Genomic DNA, 20,370 nt, shown 5'->3' with positions numbered 1-20,370 from the left:
AGCGCCGCCCCCGCTGCGGCTCAGGTGGGCTCGCCAAGCGGCTGAATCGGCGCCAGGCGGGGATCGAGGATCTTCGGTCCCATTCCTTCGAACTTCACCGCCAGCGAGATCTTCTCGCCGCTACCGAACAGGTGCGTCACCCGCCCCTCGCCGAAAGCCACGTGACACAGTCGGTCACCCACCGCCCAGTTGCGGCCGGGCACCGCCGCCCCGCGGCGGCGCACCGAGTTGCTGGGGGCACCAGCCTCGCCACCACCGGCCACCCGCCGGCTCTCCTCACGATCCACGCGGGTGAGGCGATCCAGCCGCTGCTCACGCCGGATCGCCGCGCCGCCGCTGCGAGGGATGTAACCCTGCACCAGCTCCTCGGGCAGCTCCGAGAGAAACACCGAGGGCACCGCCGGCTCGCGCATGCCACCCCACAGGCGCCGCTCGCTGGCATGGGAAAGAAACAGGCGCTCCTTGGCACGGGTGATGCCCACGTAGCAGAGCCGCCGCTCCTCCTCCAGGGAGGCGGGATCGTCGAGGGAGCGGTAGCTGGGGAACAGGCCCTGCTCCATGCCCACCAGGAACACCACCGGAAACTCCAGGCCCTTGCTGGCGTGCAGGGTCATCAGCGTCACCCGGTCCTGCTCGGTATCTTTCGAATCGGCGTCGCTGGCGAGGGCCGCCGAAGCCAGGAAATCCTCCAGGGAGCCCTCCTCGTTTTCCTCCTGGTATTGCAGGGCGGCGTTCACCAGTTCGTTGAGGTTGCGGCGCCGATCTTCGGCTTCGTCGGTGCCATCGGCGATCAGCTCCGCCACGTAGCCGCTCTGCTCCATCACCCGCTGCACGAGTTCGGAGGGGGCGATGTCCTGGGCGCAGGCCTGCAGGCCATTGATCAGCTCGCAGAACTGCAGCAGCCCCTTGGCCGACCGTCCCCCCAGGGAGCGCACTGCCTCGGCATCGCTCACCACATCCCAAAGGGGAATGCCGAGCTGGTTGGAGGCGTCGGTGAGCCGCTCGATCGTGGTTTTGCCGATGCCGCGCTTGGGGGTGTTGAGCACCCGCAGCAGGCTGACGGTATCGGCCGGATTCACCAGCAACTTGAGGTAGGCGAGCACGTCCTTGATCTCGCGCCGGTCGTAGAAGCGCAGCCCACCCACCACGATGTAGGGGATGCCCCAGCGCACCAGCGACTCCTCCATCGCCCGACTCTGGGCATTGGTGCGATACAGCACAGCCATGTCGCCCCAGCTGAGATCGGGGTGGGCAGCCTCCAGCATGCGCATGCGGTGCACCACCGCTTCCGCCTCGGCGATCTCGTCATCGCAGCGGGTGAGGGAGATCAGCTCGCCTTCGCCGCGGGTGGGCCGCAGCACCTTGTCGATGCGCTCGGAGTTGTGGGCGATCAGGGCGTTGGCCGCCTCCAGGATCGTGGCGGTGGAGCGGTAGTTCTCCTCCAGCTTCACCATCGTGCTGGTGGCTTCGGCGGCGGCGCCATCGCCGAAGTCGTCCTGAAACCCCATCAGGATCGTGAAGTCGGCGGCGCGGAAGCTGTAGATGCTCTGGTCGGCGTCCCCCACCACAAACACCGAGCGCCCGTCCCAGTCGTCGTAGGCGGCCGGATCGCGACCGTTGGTCACCAACAGCTTGATCAGGTCGTACTGGGTGCGGTTGGTGTCCTGGTATTCATCCACGAGCACGTGGCGGAAACGCCGGTGCCAGTAGTCGCGGATCTGCTCATTCTGGCGCAGCAGCTGCACCGGCAAGAGCAACAGATCGTCGAAGTCGAGGGCGTTGTTGGCCGCCAAGGCGCGCCGATAGCGCCGGTAGGTCTCCGCCATCAACCGGCCCCGCTGACCGCCGGCATCGGCTTCGAGCTGCTCGGGCATCCAGCCCTGGTTCTTGGCGTTGCTGATCGCCCAGCGCACCTTCTTGGGCTCAAAGCGCTTGGGATCGAGCTGCAGCTCCTGGGTCACGATCTCCTTGATCAGGCTCTGCACGTCGTTCTCGTCGTAGATCGAGAACTGGCGGGTCCAGCTGAGCCCCTCGGGATCCTTGAACTTGTCGATGTCGAAGCGCAGCAGCCGCGCGAACAGGGCGTGGAACGTGCCGATCCACAGCTCCTTGATCACCTCGCGGTAGATGCGCGAGCGCAGCTGGCGCTGCTCCACCGCCGGCAAGGTGCTCCACGGCTGACCGAACTGGCTCTGGGCCAACTTCTGGGCCAGCAGCAGCTCCAGCCGCTCCTTCATCTCGCGGGCCGCCTTGTTGGTGAAGGTGACGGCGAGCAGATGGGCGGGATCGGCGCCGTGGTGGCCGATCAGGTGGGCGATGCGATGGGTGAGGGCCCGCGTCTTGCCGCTGCCGGCGCCGGCCACCACCAACAGCGGGCCGGTGTGGTGGTCCACCGCCTTGCGCTGGGCGTCATTCAGGCCGGCGAGGAAAGCACTCATGGGCCCGACCCTAGGCAAGCCGGCGAGCCAGTCCTGCGGGAAGCCGCTTGCCCAACCGCTGCCGCCAGCGCTCCAGCCGCAACCGTGCCAGCGAGGGAGCTCGCAGCGGCGGTTCTCCCGCCTGCAGGCGATCGAGATGGGCGTTGATGGCGATGAGGGCCTGGCGCCAGCGCTCCCGCAGCCGCGGTTCGCTGAGCTCCTCCAGCAGCTCCTCCAACTGGCGCAGCGGCGGCAGCCAGGCCGCGGGATCAGCCACAGCCGCCGTGATCCGCGCCACATCGGCAGCCAGGGTGCCCGCCCCGATCTGGTGGGCCAGGCCGCCGGGATCGAGCGTGTCGGCCAGGGCGTGGTTGAAGCTGCTGAACAGCACGCAGCCACAGGCCAGCGCCTCGACCGGTGGCAGGCCGAATCCCTCGCTCACACCGCTGCAACGCCAGTGGTCGGCGGAGTCGTAGAGCACCACCGTGGCGCTGTTGAACAAGCCCATCAGATCCTCCACCCAGCCGTCCTGCACCTCCACCCGCAGCCCCAGGGCCCGCAGGGCTGGCACCAGCCGCTCCAGCACGTAGGCGCTGCACTTGCGCCGTTGCACCAGCACGTCGATCGTGCGGCCACCGGGGTTGTGGGGGGGGCGGTTGTGGGGGCGATTGCCATTGGCGATCCAGCTGGCCCCCAGGGCATTGGGCACCAGAAACAAGGGATTGCGGCTGGCCCACTGGCCCCAGTAGCCCAAGGTGTTGCGGCTCACCGCCAGCACCGGCACGCCAGGCGGCAGCCGAAAGCCATAGCCGCTGCTGTGGGCGTGATAGGCCGCCGGCCGGCCCCGCAGGGCCCGCAGCTGCCGGGGCACATCAAAGCCCCAGCTGACGATCCAAAGCGCCTGGTTGGCGGCGGCGGCACCCAGGGGCTCCGCCCGCAACAGGTCGTTGAGGAATGGCAGACCCTCCTCCCGCTGCCGGTAGGTGACGAGCTCCGTGGGCACCAGGTCGGCCAACAGCCGGGCTGTCTGCTGCTCCACAAGCAACCCCCCGCAGCGGTACCGGCCGGTTGTTCCGGGAACCAGGAAGCGGAGGGGCCTCAACGGGCGATCAGGCGGCGACGGCTTCGGTGCTGCCAGCGCGCTGACGGCGGGTGAGGAAGCCGAACAGCACCTTGCCGATGGCGGCGATCAGGTTGCCCTCCAGCTCCTGGAACATCGTCATGTTGAGGTGGAAGGCGTGGTTCGCCTCCTCAACAATGCGATCGGCCATGACCTGGTCGATCGGCAGGGCATCCAGGGTGGCGCGGTAGTTGGTCTTGAAGGCCTTCTCGTCGGGGATCGCGTCGAATTCGTAGAAGCGCAGGCCGTCGTGTTCACCCAGGTTCATCGCCTTCTGGGCGATGTTCTTGAGGATCTGACCACCGGAGAGATCACCGATGTAGCGGGTGTAGTGGTGGCCCACCAGCAGCTCCGGACACTCCCGCGCCACCTGGTGCAGGCGCTCGACGTACTGCTGAGCCCCGGGGGTGGGCTTGACTGCGCTGCGCCAATCCGGGCCGAAATAGAAGGCCAGGTCCTGCTCGAGGCTCTCGCGACGGTTGAGCTCGACAAAAGCCACTGGACCCACCACGGGGTGGTCCTTGAGCTTGCCGAACTCCTCCTCCATCGCTGAATACACGAAATAGAGATCGGCCACCAAGGTGCGGTAGCTGGCCTTGTCCACCACCCCCTTGAGGAAGCAGCTCACGAAGCCGGTGTTCTCCGCCATCGTGTGGGCTTTTTTGGTGCCTTCACGCAGTTGGGAAGCAAGGGCGACAGCCATCAGTCGGGGGCGCTGCACGGGCGAGGGGCCAAGTTAGGCGGGGCCTTTGCCCAGGCGAGCAACAAGGTTGCGAAGGGTTACGCCGCCAGCTCGCCAGGCGCGTGCTGCCCAGGGGGAGGTTCGCTCGCGAGCCGTTCGACACCTGTTCAACACGGCGTTTCACAACGGCACGACTAGAGCGACAGCGATGGGGCCACCCGTGGCTGCAAGCGCGCTCAGGCCGCCTCGGAGTGTCCGGCAGCGGTGGAGTCGGCAAACAGGTCGAACAACTCCCGACAGAACTGCTGCAATTTCTGCGCCACCTCGGCCTGGGGCAGATGGCTACCGGTGGGCTGCCAGTCGCCCACGGTGGCGAGCCGCCAGCGCTCACTCTCATAGGTGAGCCCCCGCACGGTCACCCCCAGCAGCCGCGGCCGCTCGCCACTGGTTGAGCCCGCCAACGAGCTTGAACCCCCCACCAAGCCCGGGGGCTGCTGGAGCCGCAACTGCACCAGAAACGAGCGGCACTGGCTGCGGGGACTCCAACCGGGCAGATGAAAGGAGAGATCCAGGCTGTCCTGCTCGGCGAAGGCACGGGTGAGGGGGTCGTCGCGCCAGGGGGTGAGATTGGCGCGGGCATCAGGGAAGTGGGCCCGAAACAGGGCCGCCACCGAGGCGATCGCCTGGGCCTGGGCCAACGATCGAACCTGGTCGGCGGCATTCATGCCGTTTCCCCTGAGCAGAACCGCTGCATGCCCGAAACCTAGGCTCGCCACACCGATCGCGCCGCCCCCGGTCAGCACAAGCCCATGGCCACCAGCCCCGCCGCCAGCTTCGAAAAGCTCACAGCCCCGGCCCAGGGAACGGCCATCCGCTTCGAGAACGGCCAGCCGGTGGTGCCCAACGACCCGATCATCCCTTTCATCCGCGGCGATGGCACCGGCGTGGACATCTGGCCCGCCACCCAGAAGGTGTTGGATGCGGCCGTGGCCAAGGCCTACGGCGGTGAGCGCCGGATCGAGTGGTTCAAGGTGTACGCCGGTGATGAGGCCTGCGACCTCTACGGCACCTATCAATACCTGCCCGAGGACACCCTCGAGGCGATCCGCACCTACGGCGTGGCGATCAAGGGCCCGCTCACCACGCCGATCGGCGGCGGCATCCGTTCGCTGAACGTGGCCCTGCGCCAGATCTTCGATCTGTATTGCTGCGTGCGCCCCTGCCGCTACTACGAAGGCACCCCCAGCCCCCACAAACGGCCCCAGGACCTCGACGTGATCGTGTATCGCGAGAACACCGAGGACATCTACATGGGGATCGAATGGGAAGCCAGCGACCCGGTGTGCCTCGATCTGATCCGCCACCTCAATGAGGTGGTGATCCCGGCCAACGGCAAGCTCGGCAAGCGCCAGATCCCCGCCGGCTCAGGCATCGGCATCAAGCCGGTGAGCAAGCACGGCAGCCAGCGCCACATCCGCAAGGCGATTCAGCACGCCCTGCGCCTCGAGGGCGACAAGCGCCACGTCACCCTGGTGCACAAGGGCAACATCATGAAATTCACCGAAGGCGCCTTCCGCGACTGGGGCTACGAGCTGGCCACCACGGAGTTCCGAAGCGTGTGCGTGACCGAGCGGGAGAGCTGGATCCTCGACAACGCCGACCGCAACCCCGGCCTGAGCATCGAAGCCAACGCCCGGATGGTCGAGCCCGGCTACGACAGCCTCACACCCGAGAAGAAGGCCGCCATTGATGCCGAAGTGCAGGGCGTGATCGACGCCATCGGCGCCTCCCACGGCAACGGCCAGTGGAAGGCGATGGTGCTGGTCGACGACCGCATCGCCGACAGCATCTTCCAGCAGATCCAGACCCGCCCGGCCGACTACTCGATCCTGGCCACCCTCAACCTCAACGGCGACTACATCTCCGATGCCGCCGCCGCCGTGGTGGGCGGCCTGGGCATGGCCCCCGGCGCCAACATCGGCGACAACGCCGCCATCTTCGAGGCCACCCATGGCACCGCGCCCAAGCACGCCGGCCTCGACCGCATCAACCCCGGCTCGGTGATCCTCAGCGGCGTGATGATGCTGGAGTTCATGGGCTGGCAGGAAGCGGCCGACCTGATCACCGCCGGCCTCAGCGCCGCCATCGCCAACCAGGAGGTCACCTACGACCTGGCCCGCCTGATGGAGCCCCCCGTGGAGCCGGTGAGCTGCAGCGGCTTCGCCGACGCCGTGATCCAGCACTTCGGGGGATGAACACCGACCCCTGCGTGCACTGCGGCTTCTGCCTGCCCACCTGCGCCAGCTACCGGGTACTGGGCACGGAAATGGATTCGCCCCGCGGGCGCATCCATGCCCTCAAGGCCATCGAAGCCGGAGAGCTGCAGCTCGATGCCACCGTGGCCAAGCACTTCGACAGCTGCCTGGGCTGCCTGGCCTGTGTCACGGCTTGCCCCTCGGGGGTGCGCTACGACCAGCTGATCGAAGCCACCCGCCCCAAGCTCAATGCGCCGGAGCTGCGCACGCCGGTTGAGCGCGCCTTCCGCAAACTGCTGTTTGCCCTGCTGCCCTACCCCAACCGCCTGCGGGCGGCGCTCACGCCCTTGCGGGCCTACGCCGGCACGCCGTTGCAAGCCCTGGCGCGCCGCAGTGGCCTTCTGCGGCTGCTCGGGCCCCAGCTGGAGGCGATGGAACAACTGCTGCCACCGCTGGCGCCGGAGGCCTTCCGCGAGGCGTTCCCCCAGGTGGTGCCGGCCCAGGGCGAACGCCGCGCCCGGGTGGGGCTGGTGCTGGGCTGCGTCCAGCGCCTGTTTGATCCAGCTGTGAACGAGGCGGCGGTGGAGGTACTCAGCGCCAACGGCATCGAGGTTGTGATCCCGCCGAGCCAGGGCTGCTGCGGCGCCGCCACCCACCACCAGGGAGAACTGGCGCAAACACGCGAGCTGGCCACCGACCTGATGGCGAGCTTCGCCGGCGTGGGCCCTCTGGATGCGGTGCTGGTGGCGGCCTCCGGCTGCGGCCACACCCTCAAGGCCTACGGCGCGATCCTGGAGAGTCCCACGGCGGCGGGCTTCGCCGGCCAGGTGGCCGACATCCAGCAATTCCTGGCTGAGCTGGGGCTAAGCGAGACGTTCCGGGCACACCTGGCACCCCTGAACCACCCCGACGGCACCCCCGCCAGCGCGGAGCGCCCCCTGCAGATCGCATTCCACGACGCCTGCCACATGCTGCACGGCCAGGGCATCCGCGAGCAGCCGCGGCAGCTGCTGGCCGCCATCCCCCACATCCAGCTGCGGGAGGCGATGGAGGCCGGGGTGTGCTGCGGCAGTGCCGGCATCTACAACCTGGTGCAGCCCGAGGAAGCCGCTGAGCTGGGCCGGATCAAGGCGGCCGACCTGGCTGGCACCGGCGCCGAGCTCGTGGCCAGCGCCAACATCGGCTGCAGCCTGCAACTGCGCCGCCACCTGGGCGAGGGCGACTTCCCGCAGCCTGTGCTGCACCCGATCGAGCTGCTGCAGCGCAGCTGGCGGGCGGGGCGTGCCTGAGCCAACACTGATGAGCCAGCCAGCCCCAGGCCGGCTGCTGGACATCCTGGGCCTGGGCTTCGGCTTGGCCGGCGCCGTGGGCGGCACGATCGGGGCAGGCATCCTGCGCACCCCTGGCCTGGTGGCGGCCCAGCTGCCCAGCCCGGCCCTGGTGCTGGCGGTGTGGCTGGCCGGAGGGGTCTATGCCCTGCTGGGGGCGGTGTGCATCGCCGAGCTGGCGGCAGCGCTCCCTCAGGCCGGCGGTTGGTATGTGTACGCGGAACGGGCCTTCGGCCGGCAGGTGGGATTCCTGGTGGGCTGGACCGACTGGCTGGCCCACTGCATCGGCCTGGCCTGGGTGGCCACCACCGTGGGCGACTACAGCCTGGCCCTCCTGCCGGCGGATCTGCTGCCGGCAGGGATGCCACTGGAGGGCAGCATCAGCAAGGGACTGGCCCTGCTGGCGATCGGGCTGTTCAGCCTGATCCAGCTGCGGGGCCTGCGGGCCGGCAGCACCAGCCAGGAACTGCTCAGCCTGGCCAAGGCGGTGGCCTTTCTGGCCCTCGTGGCGGCCTGCTTCCTGCTGCCCATCCCCACCGCGGCCCCCATCGCGCCGCCAACCCCTGAACCCATGACGACGCTGGGCTGGCGAAACCTCAGCCTGGCCGTGGTGCTGGCCCTGCAGGCGGTGATCACCACCTACGACGGCTGGGCCAGCCCGGTCTATTTCGCCGAGGAATTCAGCGAACCGGGGCGTGATCTGCCCCGCTCCCTGATCGGCGGGGTGCTGGCGGTGCTCGTGCTGTACCTGCTGATCAACCTGGCCCTGCTGCACGTGCTGCCGATCGCCCAGCTGGCCAACTCCAGCCTGCCGGCCGCAGCCGCGGCCCTGGCCCTGGCCGGCCCGCTGGGGGCAGTGCTGATCACAGCCATCGCGCTTGTGTCGCTGCTGGGCCTGATCAACACCGTGGTGATGGCCGCGCCACGGATTTTGTTTGGCCTCAGCCGTGATGGCCTGCTGCCCAGCGCTGTGGCGGCGGTGAACGGGGGCGGCACCCCGGCCGTTGCCCTGCTGATCACCAGCACGGCGGCGGCGGCCCTGGTGCTGGCCGGCTCGTTCGAGCGGCTCCTGGCCATGGGTGCCGTGCTCTACGTGAGCCTGCCGCTGGCGGGCATCGCCGCGCTGCTGGCCCTGCGCCGCCAGGAGCCCAACCTGCCCCGCCCCTTCCGCACCTGGGGTTACCCCCTCACCCCCCTGCTGGTCGCCGCGGTGTCGCTGGCCTATCTGGTCGGCACGGCCCTGGGCGACTGGGTCGACAGCCTGGCTGCCCTGGTGCTGGTGGCCCTGGGCAACGCAGCCTCCCGGCTAATCCGCGTCTCCCAAGCAGGAAGTTGAGCCCTGCCCCTCCATCCAGCACCAGGCCTGCCGCAGGGTGTCCGCTTCGCCCAGGTTGCCGGGAAAGGTGAGCACGGGTAGCCCCGGCACCGGCCCATCCGCGGGCGTCAGCACCAGCGACAGCCCCGGCAGCAGCTGGCCCTGCAACTCCACCGCCGCTAAGGCAAGGCCATCGGCCAGCAGGGTGTGGCTGGTGATGCCGCCCTTGCTGATCACGTAGCCAAGCCGGGGGGCGAGGGCCGCCGCCAACCGCGCCATCAGCCCAGCCAGGGCCTCCCCAAGCCGGCGCCGCTCCTGAGGCGAAGCACACACGAGCTCCCCGCGACTGGTGGCCAGCACCGGCGTCTGCCCCGCCGCCAGCACGGCCTGCAGCTGCGCCAGCCAGCTCCGCTCCAGCGAAGCCAGCAGCTCCGCGGGTGCCGGCCCCTCGAGCACCCGCTGGACTTTGGCCACATCCAGCTCCACCAGCCCGCAAACCGGCTCCACCAGCAGGGCAGCCAGCTGGGCATCAGCCAGGGGCACGTGGGAGCCCACCAGCACCAAACCCGGCAGCGGCGCACCATCGCGATCGCGGCGCCGCAACCCCGCCAAACCAGCCGCATCGCGGGGCTGAGGCGGCAGGGCCGCCAAAGCCTGGATCCAGCTCGCCGCCGACTGGGACAGCACGGCCCTGGACGCGGCGCGCACGGCCCCGGCCAGGGCCGCCAGCTGCCCAGGCCGCTCCCCATCCACGGCCACCACGGGCTGGTTCTCCAGCCCGTCCAGCCACTGGGCCAGGTCGTGGCCCCCATCCTGAGCAGCCCGATCCAGCTCGGCGCCTTCGAGGCGGAGCACGTCCGCAGCGGGGATGCGGCCGCCGCTCTTCTCCTCCACCCAGGCCGGCAGGTCGCTGCTGCCATAGCCGAACAAGCCATCCCTGGCGAAGGGCGTTTCATGCACGGGCTGGCCATTCAGGAGGTGCACCCCGCCCACCGTGGTGCGCCCCCCATCCAGAAATGCCGGGATCAGCAGGGTGGCGGCGAACGGACCCAGCTCAGCAGCGATCACGTCCACCTCCAGGGGGAAATGGCCCCGCAGGGTGGAATCGCCGCGGCTCACCAGCCACCAATGCGCGATGCCGGCAGCGGGCAGGGCCACCGCCAGGGCCCGGCAGATTTCGCGCACCCGATCGGCGGCCGGCTGGGGCGCCAGGCCCCGGGTGTTGGCCAGCAGAAACAGCAGCGGCGACGGGTGCCTCAGCCCCGCCGCCAGGGTGGCTGGGTCCCAGCGCAGCAGCAGCGGACAGCTGTGCACGGTCTGGGAGCCGGTGGGGTCATCGTCGATGACGATGATTTTGGTGGGAGCGGCCATGGCACCATCGTGCCGTGATCACTCCGGAGCCCAGCGAGCTGCAGGAGCTGGTGCGAGCGCTGCACCGGCAGGCCACCCCCTGGCAACCCGCCGGCCTGGGCAGCCGCCTCAGCTGGGGGCCGCCGGTGGCCGCTGGCAGCACAACCGTGAGCTGCGGCCGCTTGCGCGGCATCGTCGAGCACAGCCCTGGCGATTTCACCGTGACGGCCCAGGCCGGCACACCACTGGTGGAGGTGCAGGCGGAGCTGGCCCACCACGGGCAGTGGCTGGCCCTCGACTGGCCCTGGGGCAGCGGGCCCGCCGGTGAAGCCAGCGGCAGCCTCGGCGGCCTGGTGGCGCGAGGCTTGGCCGGTGGCCTGCGTCAGCGTTACCTGGGCGTGCGCGACCAGCTGATCGGCATCGAGCTGATCCGCGCCGACGGCACCCGCGCCCGGGCCGGCGGCAAGGTGGTGAAAAACGTGGCCGGCTACGACCTGATGCGCCTGTTCACCGGCAGCTGGGGCGCGCTGGGCCTGATCACCAGCGTCACCCTGCGCACCCTGCCGCTGCCGCCCCAGCGGCGGGGCCTGTGGCTCAGTGGCCCGCTGGAGGCCCTGGGGCAGCTGAGTGGCTGGCTGCTGAGCTCAAGCCTCAGCCCGGAGCGAATCGACTGGTGGCGCGCCGGCCCCGCCCAAGGGGGCGACACCGGACTGCTGATCAGCCTCGCCAGCATCAACGCCCGCACCCTCGACGAGCAGATCACCTGCATCGCCGCCAAAGCCACCCCCTTTGGCATCGCCGCCCTGCCGATGGAGCCGGCCGACCTCGATGCCCGCGTGGCCAAAAGCCGTGGCCCGGGACCCGAGGCCTGCGACTGGTTGCTGCGCCTGGCCGTGCGCCCCAGCCAGGCGCCCGTCCTGCTGGCTGAAGCCGCGCTGGCCGGCCTGCCGGTGTGCCTCAGTGCCGGCAGCGGGATCGGCTTCGCCTGGGCAGCGCCAGGCCAACTGCCGGCCTACCGAGTGGAGGCACTGCGGCGCAGCTGCCTGGGCTGGGGCGGCTATCTCACCGTGCTGCGTCAGCCGGCTGGGGCCCAGCTCCCAGCCTGGCTGGATGCCCCATCCCGGCCGATGATCGAGGCGATCAAGCGCCAGTTCGACCCGAAGCAGCTACTGGCGCGAGGTCGGCTGCCGGGGGTGCAGCCGCCGCCGCACTGAGCCCATCGATCCACTCCAGCAGGGCCGCATTCACCAGCCCAGGCACCTCATCGTGGGGGCAGTGGCCCGCGTCCAGCACCACCTCGCTGGTGGCAGCCGGTGCATGGCGTTGGAAGGCGGCGCGGCGGCCTACGGCGTTGATCCAGGGATCGCGGATGCCCCAGAGCAGCAGCAGCGGGCAACCCAGCTGGGCGAACAGCTCATCGAGGGGCTGGCCGCGGGGAATGTCGAACACGGTGCGGAACACGCCAAAGGCGCCCGGATCCAGAGAGGGCCGGCGGATCGCCTCCACCAGCGCGTCATCGACGTTGGTCTTGTCGATGTACACCTGATTGAGGGTGCGGCGGATCGTGGCGGGCCGGCGCAGGTTTTCAAACAGCAGCCGCTGCAGCACCGGGCTCTTCAGCAAGGCGCCCCCGATCGTCTGGCGGGCGATCGCGCCCCAGCCCTTGGGCGGCGCCTGCTCATCGCTGAACGGGCCGGCAGCATTGAGCAACGCCACCCCGGCAGCCTGCCTGCCGAGGGCCACCCCGGCGGCCAACGCCGAGAAACCCCCGAGCGAATTGCCCACCAGCACCGTGGGCCGGCCGATGCGCTCGCTCACGTAGGCGGCCAGCTGGTCGCGCCAGAGGGCGCCGCCATAGGCCAGCGCGGCGGGCTTGGCGCTGCGGCCGAAGCCCAGCAGGTCGATGGCGTGCACCTCGTGGCGCTCGGCCAGCACGGAAATGTTGTAGCGCCAGTGGTCGGTGGAGGCGCCAAAGCCATGCACCAGCAGGATCGCCGGCCCTTCGGGCTGGGCTGGGGCCGCCGTCACGGCATGCACGGGATGGCCGGCATAGCTCCAGGGCTGCGGATTCGACACAGAAGCCACCATGCACGGCGCCAGGGTGGTTGATGCTAGGGAGAACCGCGGCGCGCCATTGCCCCTCACCAGCCCCGACTGGACTCCCTTCCTGCCGGGGATCGCCCTCTGGGCCCTGGCGCTCTATCTGCCGTTGAGCGGTCCCCTCGCACGCCTGGAGGAGGCGCTGGCGGCAGGTCCCCTGCCCGCAGCAGCTCAGCAGGTGGCGCTTGTGGTCAGCAGCCTGCTGCTGGCCTTGGCCATCGGGGTGCTGGCCGACCTCGCCCTGAGCTGGGCCCTCGGCCCCGACTGGGCCAGCAGCCTCGGCCTGATCGCCGCCGGCTGGGGGCTGTTCACAGCACTCGCCAGTCGAGCCAGGGAAGGCGGGGAATGATTGCGGGCGTCGCGGCCCGGTAGGCGGCGTACTCGGGGTGAACCGCCGCCAGTGCCCGCTCCTCCCGGCGCGCCTTGCCGCCCAGCACGGCTGCCAGGCCCAGCAGCAAGGCCAGATGCAACAGGCTGCCCAGGGCCAGGGTCACCCCCAGCGAGCACAGCAGCACGGCTTGATACAGGGGATGACGGCAGCGGCCATAGGCGCCGCTGCTCACCAGAGGGGCGCCCGGGATCGGATCGGGCAGGGGGGTGAGGCTGGCTCCGAGCCCCCAGAACGCCTGGGCCGCCAACACCAACCCCACCACAAACAGCAGTGCGCCGACAAGGGCCAGGGGCAGGGGCCAGGCATAGCCCCAGGCTCCCGGAGCCGGCCAGGGGGGCAGCAGGTGGGCCGCGATCAGACCCAACTGGGCCAGCAGCCACCATTCGCCATGGCGGTTGTCAAGCCAACCGCCCCAGCTCAGGCCCCAGCGCCGCAGCGGGTTGGCCGGGGGCCTCAAGGGTGACTCAGGTGGGGATTTCGGCAAGCGGGTCAAGATCGGGTCCTCCAGCACTGCCACCCAGCACCACTCTGAGCAGGATCGGCGCCAGGAAGGTGGTGCCGATCACCATCAGCAGGATGGCGGCCTCCAGGGGTTTGGTCAGCAAACCGGCCTGGGTGCCGAGCCCCAGGAAAATCAGGCCCACCTCACCGCGGGGCATCATCCCCAGACCCACCACCAACCGGTTGGTCTTCTCCTTGCTGACGTAGCTCCAACCGGCGGCCACCTTGCCGACGATGGCAACGGTGAGCAGGAACGCCGCCACCACCAGGCCCTCCCGGTTGGCAGGGTCCAGCGGATTGAGCACCGACAGGTCCATCCCCGTACCGATCAGCACGAAGAAGATCGTGGCAAACAGCGCCACCAGCGGTTTGACCGTGTCCTGGATGGCATGGGTGTGCTTCGAGCCACTCAGGATCAATCCCGCCGCGAAGGCCCCCAGGGCCGCCTCCAGGCCAATGGCCTGGGCCACAAAGCAGCACAACGACAACGCCACAAAGGCCGCCACGACCACCTCGCCGGGGGCCTTGAGCTGGTCGAGCACCCAGTCGAAAGCAGGCGCGGCGGTGCGGCTCAGGAACAGGGCCGCCGCCACAAACACCCCAGCCGCCGCCACCAACTTGAGAATCGGCCCCAGGCTGAAGCCCTCCCCCCCCGCCAGGCTCACCACCACCGCCAGGATCACGATGCCGAGGATGTCGTCGAGCACGGCGGCACCGATCACGGTCTGGCCTTCGCGGGTGCGCAGAAACTTCAGCTCGCCGAACACACTCGCTGTGATGCCGATGCTGGTGGCGGTCATCGCCGCCCCGGCAAAGATCGACGGAATCAGCGGCACATGGAAGAGGTAATAGAGGCCGCCGGTGCCGAGGGCAAAGGGAAGCACCACGCCGGTCACCGCCACGGTGGTGGCCTGGGCACCCACCGCCACCAGCTCGTCGAGCTCGCTCTCCAGGCCTGTGAGAAACAGCAGGGCAAACAGGCCGATCTGGGAAACCGCCTCCAGGTTGGGGAAGGTTTCGGCGTAGATCGCCTGCACCGTTTCTGGCGAAATATCGGCTAGGGAGCTGAGCAACCCCAGCCCCCAGCTGCTGAGCTGAACCTGGGTGTCGGGCGGCACGATCAGGTGCAGACCGGACACCCCGATCAGGACACCCGCCACCAGCTCACCCAGGATCGTGGGCAGCTGAACCCGCACCATCAGCTCGGCCAGGAAGCGAGCCGCCACAAAGATCACCAGGAATTCCCCAACCGAAATCAGGGTTTCGGCCACCTCCGCCTGATGACTACCGATTTCAAGCAACAGGGCTGGCAACACCATGGAGGCTGAGAGCGCTTGGCAGGGCCGTTGAGGCGCCGACCTTAAAGCGGCCAGGCTCAACGTGTTCGTGAGCAGATCTCTATCCGGGCGGGCGGTTCGGCTGTGGCAGCCATCGCTACGGTCTGAATCCAGGATTCATGCAAACGCCATGGCTGAAGACCTGACCTCGGAGCAGCTGCAACACCTGGATGCCTGGTGGCGAGCCGCCAACTTCCTGGCGGTGGGGATGATCTACCTGCAGGACAACCCGCTGCTGGCCGAACCGCTGCGGCCCGAGCACATCAAGAACCGCCTGCTAGGTCACTGGGGATCCTCCCCGGGTCAGGCGTTCATCTGGGCCCATGCCAACCGGCTGATCCGCGAGCGCGATCTCGACATGATCTACCTGTCTGGCCCAGGCCACGGGGCCCCGGGCGTGCTGGCACCGACCTACCTGGACGGCTCCTACAGCGAGATTTATCCCAACAAATCCCAGGATGCCGCCGGGATGGGGCGGTTCCTCAAGCAGTTCTCCTTCCCTGGCCAAATCGGCAGCCATTGCACCCCGGAAACACCCGGCTCGATCCATGAGGGCGGCGAGCTCGGCTATGTGCTCTCCCACGCCTGTGGGGCCGTGTTCGACAACCCCTCACTGATTGCCCTGGCCTGCGTCGGCGATGGCGAGGCGGAAACCGGTCCGCTGGCCACCAGCTGGCACATCAACAAGTTTCTCAACCCGATGAGCGACGGGGCGGTGCTGCCGGTGCTGCATCTCAATGGCTACAAAATCGCCAACCCCACCCTGCTGGCGCGCATCCCCAAAGAGGAGCTCGCCAGCCTGATGCGGGGCTACGGCTGGGAGCCGTTGTTTGTGGAAGGCAGCGAGCCGATGGCCATGCACGCTGCCATGGCCGCCGCGATGGACGGCGCCGCGGACCGCATCGCCGCCATCCAGGCGGAGGCACGCCGCAGCGGTGATCCCACCCGCGTCAGCCGCCCCGTCTGGCCGATGATCGTGCTGCGCTCGCCCAAGGGCTGGACCGGCCCAGCGGCCCTGGGGGACAAGAAGCTCGAAAACTTCTGGCGCGCCCACCAGGTGCCCCTGCCCAACCCCAAAGGCGATCCTGAGCAGCTGCACATGCTGGAGGCCTGGCTCAAGAGCTACCGCCCCTGGGAGCTCTTTGACGACAACGGCAGCCTGCGGCCCCACCTGCAGGCCCTCTCCCCCACGGGCCGCCGCCGCATGGGCTCCAACCCCCATGCCAATGGCGGCCTGCTGCGCCGCAAGCTGCGCCTGCCGGCGATCGAGCGCTACGCCGTTGCCCTCAATGCTCCAGGTCAGGTGGAGCATGAGAACACCGCCCCACTGGGCGAGCTGCTGCGCGATGCCATTGAGCTCAACCCTGATTCGGTGCGGGTGTTCGGGCCGGATGAAACCGCCTCCAATCGCCTGCAGGCGATCTACGAGCGCAGCAAGAAGGTGTGGATGGAGGAGCTGCTGCCTGAAGACGCCGGCGTCAATGGCGCGGGCGGCAGCGAGCTATCCCGCAGCGGTCGGGTGGTGGAGATGCTCTCCGAGCACACCCTGGTGGGAATGATGGAGGGTTACGTCCTCACCGGTAGGCACGGCTTCTTCCACACCTACGAGGCCTTCGCCCATGTGATCGCCTCGATGTTCAACCAGCACGCCAAGTGGCTGGAGAGCTGCATCCATCACGCCCCCTGGCGGGCCCCGATCTCCGCCTGGAACTGCCTGATCAGCTCCACCGTGTGGCGCCAGGACCACAACGGCTTCACCCACCAGGACCCGGGCTTCATCGACCTGGCTGGCAACAAGAGCGGAGAGGTGGTGCGCGTCTACCTACCCGCCGATGCCAACTGCCTGCTGGCGGTGGCCGAAGAAGCGCTGCTGGAAACCAACGTGTGCAACATCATCGTTTCCGACAAGCAGAGCCACCTCCAGTACCTCAACCTCGCCCAGGCGCGCGCCCATGTGGCCAAGGGCATCGGCCTGTGGAGCTGGGCCAGCAACGACGACTGCGGCACCGAACCGGATGAGCCCGATCTGGTGATGGCCTGCGCCGGGGACGTCCCCACCAAGGAAACGCTGGCGGCCGTGGAGATCCTGCGCCGCGAAATCCCCTCGCTCAAGATCCGCGTGCTCAACGTGGTGAAGCTGTTTTCCCTCACCACCCCCAACGAACACCCCCACGGGCTGAGCGACCGCGACTTCGACAGCCTGTTCACCACCGATCGGCCGGTGATCTTCAATTTCCACGGTTACCCGTGGCTGATTCACCGGCTCACCTACCACCGCACCAACCACCCCAACTTCCACGTGCGCGGCTACAAGGAGAAGGGGAATATCAACACCCCGCTTGAACTGGCGATGAACAACCAGATCGACCGCTTCAACCTGGTGATCGATGTGATCGACCGGGTGCCACGATTGGGATCGCGAGCCGCCCACGTCAAGGAGCGGATGAAGGAGGCGATCCTGGCCAACCGTGCCTACGCCCACCTGCACGGCATGGATGCCGACGACGTGACGAACTGGCGGTGGTCTGCAGGCCGTGCCCCGGCCCATGACGGAGGATTGCTCGTATGAGCGACCTTCAACCCAGCAACCTGCACCTGCCCACCCCAGGCTGCTACGCGGACTCCGATCGCAGCGGGCTCGCCGCTGACGACGTGTTCGACGGCATGACCGAGCACCTCTTCTACACGCTCGGCAAACTCGCCCCCACGGCCAGCCTCCACGACCTCTACATGGCCCTCAGCTACGCCGTGCGCGATCGGCTGATGACCCGTTACCTGGCCGGCATTGAAGCCCTGAGCGCCACACCCACGCGGGTGGTGGCCTACCTCTCGGCCGAATTCCTGATCGGGCCGCAACTGGGCAACAACCTGCTGATGCTGGGCATCCAGCAGGAGGCGGCGGAGGCGCTGCGCCGCTTCGGCATCAACGACATCAACGAGATCCTCGACGTGGAGGAGGAGCCGGGCCTGGGCAACGGCGGACTGGGGCGGCTGGCGGCCTGTTTCCTCGAATCGCTGGCCTCGCTGGAGATCCCCGCCACCGGCTACGGCATCCGCTACGAGTTCGGCATCTTCGACCAGCTGATCCGCGACGGCTGGCAGGTGGAAATCACCGACAAGTGGCTCAAGAGCGGCTGGCCCTGGGAGCTGCCCCACCCCGACCAGGCCTGCTTCGTGGGCTTCGGTGGCCGCACCGAGAGCTACCGCGATGAGCACGGCACCTACCGGGTGCGCTGGATTCCTGAGGAGCACGCCATCGGCATCCCCCACGACGTGCCGGTGCTGGGCTACCGGGTCAACACCTGCGACCGGCTGCGCCTCTGGCGCGCGGACGCCACCGAATCCTTCGACTTCTACGCCTTCAACATCGGCGATTACTACGGCGCCGTGGAGGAAAAAGTGGGTTCGGAGACCCTCTCCAAGGTGCTCTATCCCAACGACGGCACCGACGAGGGCCGCCGCCTGCGCCTCAAGCAGCAGCACTTCTTCGTGAGCTGCTCCCTGCAGGACATGATCCGCAATCTTGATGCCCGCGGCATCCCGATCACCGAATTCCCCGACCACTGGGCCGTGCAGCTCAACGACACCCACCCGGCGATCGCCGTGGCGGAGCTGATGCGCCTGCTGCTCGACGACAAACACCTCGACTGGGAGGTTGCCTGGAGCATCACCAGCCGTTCGGTGGCCTACACCAACCACACCCTGTTGCCCGAGGCCCTAGAGAAGTGGGGGCTGGGGCTGTTCGGCTCCCTGCTGCCGCGGCACTTGGAGCTGATCTACGAGATCAACCGCCGCTTCCTGCAGCAGGTGCGTCTCAAGTACCCGGGCAACGAGCAGATCCTGCGCAGGGTGTCGATCATCGACGAGGAGGGCGGCAAGGCGGTGCGCATGGCCCACTTGGCCACCGTGGCGTCGCACCACGTCAATGGTGTGGCGGCCCTGCACAGCGAACTGGTCAAAACCGAGCTGTTCCCTGAGTTCGCCGCCCTGTGGCCGGAGAAGTTCACCAACGTCACCAACGGCGTGACCCCCCGGCGCTGGGTGGCCCTGGCCAATCCCCAGCTCTCAGCCCTGCTGAACGAATCGATCGGCGAGGGCTGGGTCAATCACCTCGATGAACTGCGCAAGCTGGAGCAGTTTGTGGACGACAGCAGCTTCCTGGAGCGCTGGCAGGCCACCAAGCTGGCCGTGAAGGGCCAGCTGAGCCATTACATCCACCGCCACACCGGCGTGCTAGTGGATCCGGCGTCGCTGTTTGACGTGCAGGTGAAGCGCATCCACGAATACAAGCGCCAGCACCTCAACGCCCTGCAGGTGATCGCCCAATACCTGCGGATCAAGAACGGCCAGGCCGACGGCATGGCACCCCGCACCGTCATCTTCGGCGGCAAGGCAGCGCCCGGCTATTACATGGCCAAGCTGATCATTCGCTTCATCAACGGCATCGCCGAAACGATCAACGCCGATCCCGACATGGAGGGCCGCCTGCGTGTGATCTTCCTGGCCGACTACAACGTCAAGCTGGGCGAGCGGGTCTACCCCGCCTCCGATCTCTCCGAGCAGATCTCCACCGCCGGCAAGGAAGCCTCCGGCACCGGCAACATGAAGTTCGCCATGAATGGCGCCCTCACCATCGGCACCCTGGATGGCGCCAATGTGGAGATCCGCGAGCAGGTGGGCGCCGACAACTTCTTCCTGTTCGGCAAAACCGCAGAGGAGATCTCCAGCCTGCACAACAGTGGCTACCGCCCCTGGGAGCTGATCGGCAGCATGCCGGAGCTCGCTGAGATCCTGCGGCTGGTGGAGCAGGGCCACTTCAGCAATGGCGACGGCGACCTGTTCCGGCCCCTGCTGCAGAACCTCACCGGCCGGGATCCCTTCTTCGTGCTGGCCGATTTCAACGCCTATCTGCAGGCCCAGGCCGACGTGGATCGTGCCTGGGCCGACCGAGGCCGCTGGAACCGGATGTCGCTGCTCAATTCAGCCCGCAGCGGCTTCTTCTCCTCCGACCGCTCGATCCGCGACTACGCCGAACGGATCTGGCGGGCCGAGAGCTTCCCTGTGACCATCACCTGTGAGATGGACGAACCCGAAGGCCTAACCCGGTAGGTCCGGGGTTTGGTGCAGCAGGCGATTGAGCCGCAGGCGGTCGGCATTGAGGGGGTCGGGGGCCAGCTCGCCGGCCACCTCTCGGAACTTCTGCTCCACCTCCTCGGGCACGCGCACATCGAAGATGCGCTCCATCAGCGCCTCAATCGAGAACAGGTGGGCGTTGATGTTCTCCAGATCGGCCATGGCCTGCTGGAACGCATCGGGCTCGCCAGCCTGATCTCCGGCCTGATCGGCCCCAGCTCCGGCTGCCTGGGCGGCAGGAGCGGACTGGGCGGCGGACTCGGCCGCCTCCTGTTGCTTCTGCAGTTCCTCCATCACCCGTCCAGCCAGGGTGCGAAACGACTGCAGCGCAGCCCAATTCAGCTCCTGCTGCTGGCGCAGGGTGGGGTTTTCACGGATCAATCGGTCGTGTTCCCGATAGAAACGCTGGCAATCAGGGCATTGGCAGGGCTCTTCGGGCAC

The 20,370-nt window shown here is 68.3% G+C and carries 16 protein-coding genes; 7 read left to right on the top strand and 9 right to left on the bottom strand.

Going from position 1 to position 20,370, the window contains the following annotated elements; all coding sequences use genetic code 11:
* Nucleotides 1-20 precede the first annotated feature (20 nt).
* The 4 genes from CJZ78_RS01315 to CJZ78_RS01300 all read right to left on the bottom strand — a co-directional run bounded on the left by CJZ78_RS01315 (nucleotide 21) and on the right by CJZ78_RS01300 (nucleotide 4,944).
* Entirely contained in the window at nucleotides 21-2,438 is a 2,418-nt protein-coding gene (locus tag CJZ78_RS01315) for a UvrD-helicase domain-containing protein (RefSeq protein WP_094559076.1), read from the bottom strand.
* 10 nt (nucleotides 2,439-2,448) lie between these two features.
* Nucleotides 2,449-3,519 (bottom strand): glycosyltransferase, encoded by a 1,071-nt coding sequence (locus tag CJZ78_RS01310; RefSeq protein ID WP_094559075.1) that lies wholly within the window; start codon nucleotides 3,517-3,519, stop codon nucleotides 2,449-2,451.
* Between the two features lie 7 nt (nucleotides 3,520-3,526).
* Complete coding sequence (locus tag CJZ78_RS01305; RefSeq protein WP_094559074.1) at nucleotides 3,527-4,240, bottom strand: heme oxygenase (biliverdin-producing); 714 nt, start codon at nucleotides 4,238-4,240, stop codon at nucleotides 3,527-3,529.
* 215 nt (nucleotides 4,241-4,455) lie between these two features.
* Nucleotides 4,456-4,944, bottom strand: a complete 489-nt coding sequence (locus CJZ78_RS01300; protein ID WP_094559073.1) for a hypothetical protein — start codon at nucleotides 4,942-4,944, stop codon at nucleotides 4,456-4,458.
* 84 nt (nucleotides 4,945-5,028) lie between these two features.
* On the opposite strand from CJZ78_RS01300, the gene CJZ78_RS01295 reads away from it, so the two are divergent.
* The 3 genes from CJZ78_RS01295 to CJZ78_RS01285 are packed head-to-tail and all read left to right on the top strand — an operon-like array spanning nucleotide 5,029 to nucleotide 9,138.
* The gene (locus tag CJZ78_RS01295; RefSeq protein WP_094559072.1) at nucleotides 5,029-6,474 is read left to right on the top strand and encodes an NADP-dependent isocitrate dehydrogenase; all 1,446 of its coding nucleotides are present in this window, start codon (nucleotides 5,029-5,031) and stop codon (nucleotides 6,472-6,474) included.
* A complete protein-coding gene (locus CJZ78_RS01290) occupies nucleotides 6,471-7,763 on the top strand; it encodes a (Fe-S)-binding protein (RefSeq protein ID WP_094559071.1) in 1,293 nt (430 codons plus the stop codon). Before CJZ78_RS01295 ends, CJZ78_RS01290 begins: the two co-directional genes overlap by 4 nt.
* A 10-nt stretch (nucleotides 7,764-7,773) precedes the next feature.
* On the top strand, nucleotides 7,774-9,138 hold the full coding sequence (locus CJZ78_RS01285) for an APC family permease (protein ID WP_094559070.1): 1,365 nt from the start codon (nucleotides 7,774-7,776) through the stop codon (nucleotides 9,136-9,138).
* Here the strand turns inward: CJZ78_RS01285 and CJZ78_RS01280 are convergent.
* Nucleotides 9,109-10,488: a four-carbon acid sugar kinase family protein gene (locus CJZ78_RS01280; RefSeq protein ID WP_094559069.1), complete on the bottom strand. Its 1,380-nt coding sequence runs from the start codon at nucleotides 10,486-10,488 to the stop codon at nucleotides 9,109-9,111. The two genes, CJZ78_RS01285 and CJZ78_RS01280, sit on opposite strands and share 30 nt — an antisense overlap.
* Nucleotides 10,489-10,502: 14 nt before the next feature.
* On the opposite strand from CJZ78_RS01280, the gene CJZ78_RS01275 reads away from it, so the two are divergent.
* Nucleotides 10,503-11,681 (top strand): FAD-binding oxidoreductase, encoded by a 1,179-nt coding sequence (locus tag CJZ78_RS01275; RefSeq protein WP_094559068.1) that lies wholly within the window; start codon nucleotides 10,503-10,505, stop codon nucleotides 11,679-11,681.
* On the opposite strand, the gene CJZ78_RS01270 is transcribed toward CJZ78_RS01275, so the two are convergent.
* Nucleotides 11,608-12,555 (bottom strand): alpha/beta fold hydrolase, encoded by a 948-nt coding sequence (locus CJZ78_RS01270; RefSeq protein WP_094559067.1) that lies wholly within the window; start codon nucleotides 12,553-12,555, stop codon nucleotides 11,608-11,610. The two genes, CJZ78_RS01275 and CJZ78_RS01270, sit on opposite strands and share 74 nt — an antisense overlap.
* A gap of 46 nt (nucleotides 12,556-12,601) precedes the next feature.
* On the opposite strand from CJZ78_RS01270, the gene CJZ78_RS01265 reads away from it, so the two are divergent.
* On the top strand, nucleotides 12,602-12,916 hold the full coding sequence (locus tag CJZ78_RS01265; RefSeq protein WP_094559224.1) for a hypothetical protein: 315 nt from the start codon (nucleotides 12,602-12,604) through the stop codon (nucleotides 12,914-12,916).
* Here the strand turns inward: CJZ78_RS01265 and CJZ78_RS01260 are convergent.
* Both CJZ78_RS01260 and CJZ78_RS01255 read right to left on the bottom strand, forming a co-directional pair.
* Nucleotides 12,876-13,415: an isoprenylcysteine carboxylmethyltransferase family protein gene (locus CJZ78_RS01260; protein ID WP_233128393.1), complete on the bottom strand. Its 540-nt coding sequence runs from the start codon at nucleotides 13,413-13,415 to the stop codon at nucleotides 12,876-12,878. The genes CJZ78_RS01265 and CJZ78_RS01260 overlap by 41 nt on opposite strands.
* A 7-nt stretch (nucleotides 13,416-13,422) precedes the next feature.
* Nucleotides 13,423-14,778, bottom strand: a complete 1,356-nt coding sequence (locus CJZ78_RS01255) for a cation:proton antiporter (protein ID WP_094559066.1) — start codon at nucleotides 14,776-14,778, stop codon at nucleotides 13,423-13,425.
* A gap of 148 nt (nucleotides 14,779-14,926) precedes the next feature.
* Between CJZ78_RS01255 and CJZ78_RS01250 the strand changes: the two genes are divergently transcribed.
* Both CJZ78_RS01250 and CJZ78_RS01245 read left to right on the top strand, forming a co-directional pair.
* Nucleotides 14,927-17,365 (top strand): phosphoketolase, encoded by a 2,439-nt coding sequence (locus CJZ78_RS01250; protein WP_094559065.1) that lies wholly within the window; start codon nucleotides 14,927-14,929, stop codon nucleotides 17,363-17,365.
* Nucleotides 17,362-19,905 (top strand): glycogen/starch/alpha-glucan phosphorylase, encoded by a 2,544-nt coding sequence (locus CJZ78_RS01245; protein WP_094559064.1) that lies wholly within the window; start codon nucleotides 17,362-17,364, stop codon nucleotides 19,903-19,905. Before CJZ78_RS01250 ends, CJZ78_RS01245 begins: the two co-directional genes overlap by 4 nt.
* Here CJZ78_RS01245 and CJZ78_RS01240 read toward each other — a convergent pair.
* A complete protein-coding gene (locus CJZ78_RS01240) occupies nucleotides 19,894-20,370 on the bottom strand; it encodes a hypothetical protein (protein ID WP_094559063.1) in 477 nt (158 codons plus the stop codon). The two genes, CJZ78_RS01245 and CJZ78_RS01240, sit on opposite strands and share 12 nt — an antisense overlap.

The sequence above is a fragment of the Synechococcus sp. 8F6 genome (genome assembly GCF_002252665.1).
Taxonomy (GTDB): Bacteria; Cyanobacteriota; Cyanobacteriia; order PCC-6307; family Cyanobiaceae; genus Cyanobium_A.
Note: the sequence above shows the minus strand (reverse complement) of the source record. Positions and strands in the feature narration are given on the sequence as shown.

Coding starts and splice junctions, on each gene's coding strand:
- CJZ78_RS01295 (WP_094559072.1), top strand. CDS start 5,029: ATGGCCACCAGCCCCGCCGCCAGCTTCGAAAAGCTCACAGCCCCGGCC.
- CJZ78_RS01245 (WP_094559064.1), top strand. CDS start 17,362: ATGAGCGACCTTCAACCCAGCAACCTGCACCTGCCCACCCCAGGCTGC.
- CJZ78_RS01315 (WP_094559076.1), bottom strand. CDS start 2,438: ATGAGTGCTTTCCTCGCCGGCCTGAATGACGCCCAGCGCAAGGCGGTG.
- CJZ78_RS01290 (WP_094559071.1), top strand. CDS start 6,471: ATGAACACCGACCCCTGCGTGCACTGCGGCTTCTGCCTGCCCACCTGC.
- CJZ78_RS01305 (WP_094559074.1), bottom strand. CDS start 4,240: ATGGCTGTCGCCCTTGCTTCCCAACTGCGTGAAGGCACCAAAAAAGCC.
- CJZ78_RS01270 (WP_094559067.1), bottom strand. CDS start 12,555: ATGGTGGCTTCTGTGTCGAATCCGCAGCCCTGGAGCTATGCCGGCCAT.
- CJZ78_RS01255 (WP_094559066.1), bottom strand. CDS start 14,778: ATGGTGTTGCCAGCCCTGTTGCTTGAAATCGGTAGTCATCAGGCGGAG.
- CJZ78_RS01300 (WP_094559073.1), bottom strand. CDS start 4,944: ATGAATGCCGCCGACCAGGTTCGATCGTTGGCCCAGGCCCAGGCGATC.
- CJZ78_RS01280 (WP_094559069.1), bottom strand. CDS start 10,488: ATGGCCGCTCCCACCAAAATCATCGTCATCGACGATGACCCCACCGGC.
- CJZ78_RS01285 (WP_094559070.1), top strand. CDS start 7,774: ATGAGCCAGCCAGCCCCAGGCCGGCTGCTGGACATCCTGGGCCTGGGC.
- CJZ78_RS01250 (WP_094559065.1), top strand. CDS start 14,927: ATGGCTGAAGACCTGACCTCGGAGCAGCTGCAACACCTGGATGCCTGG.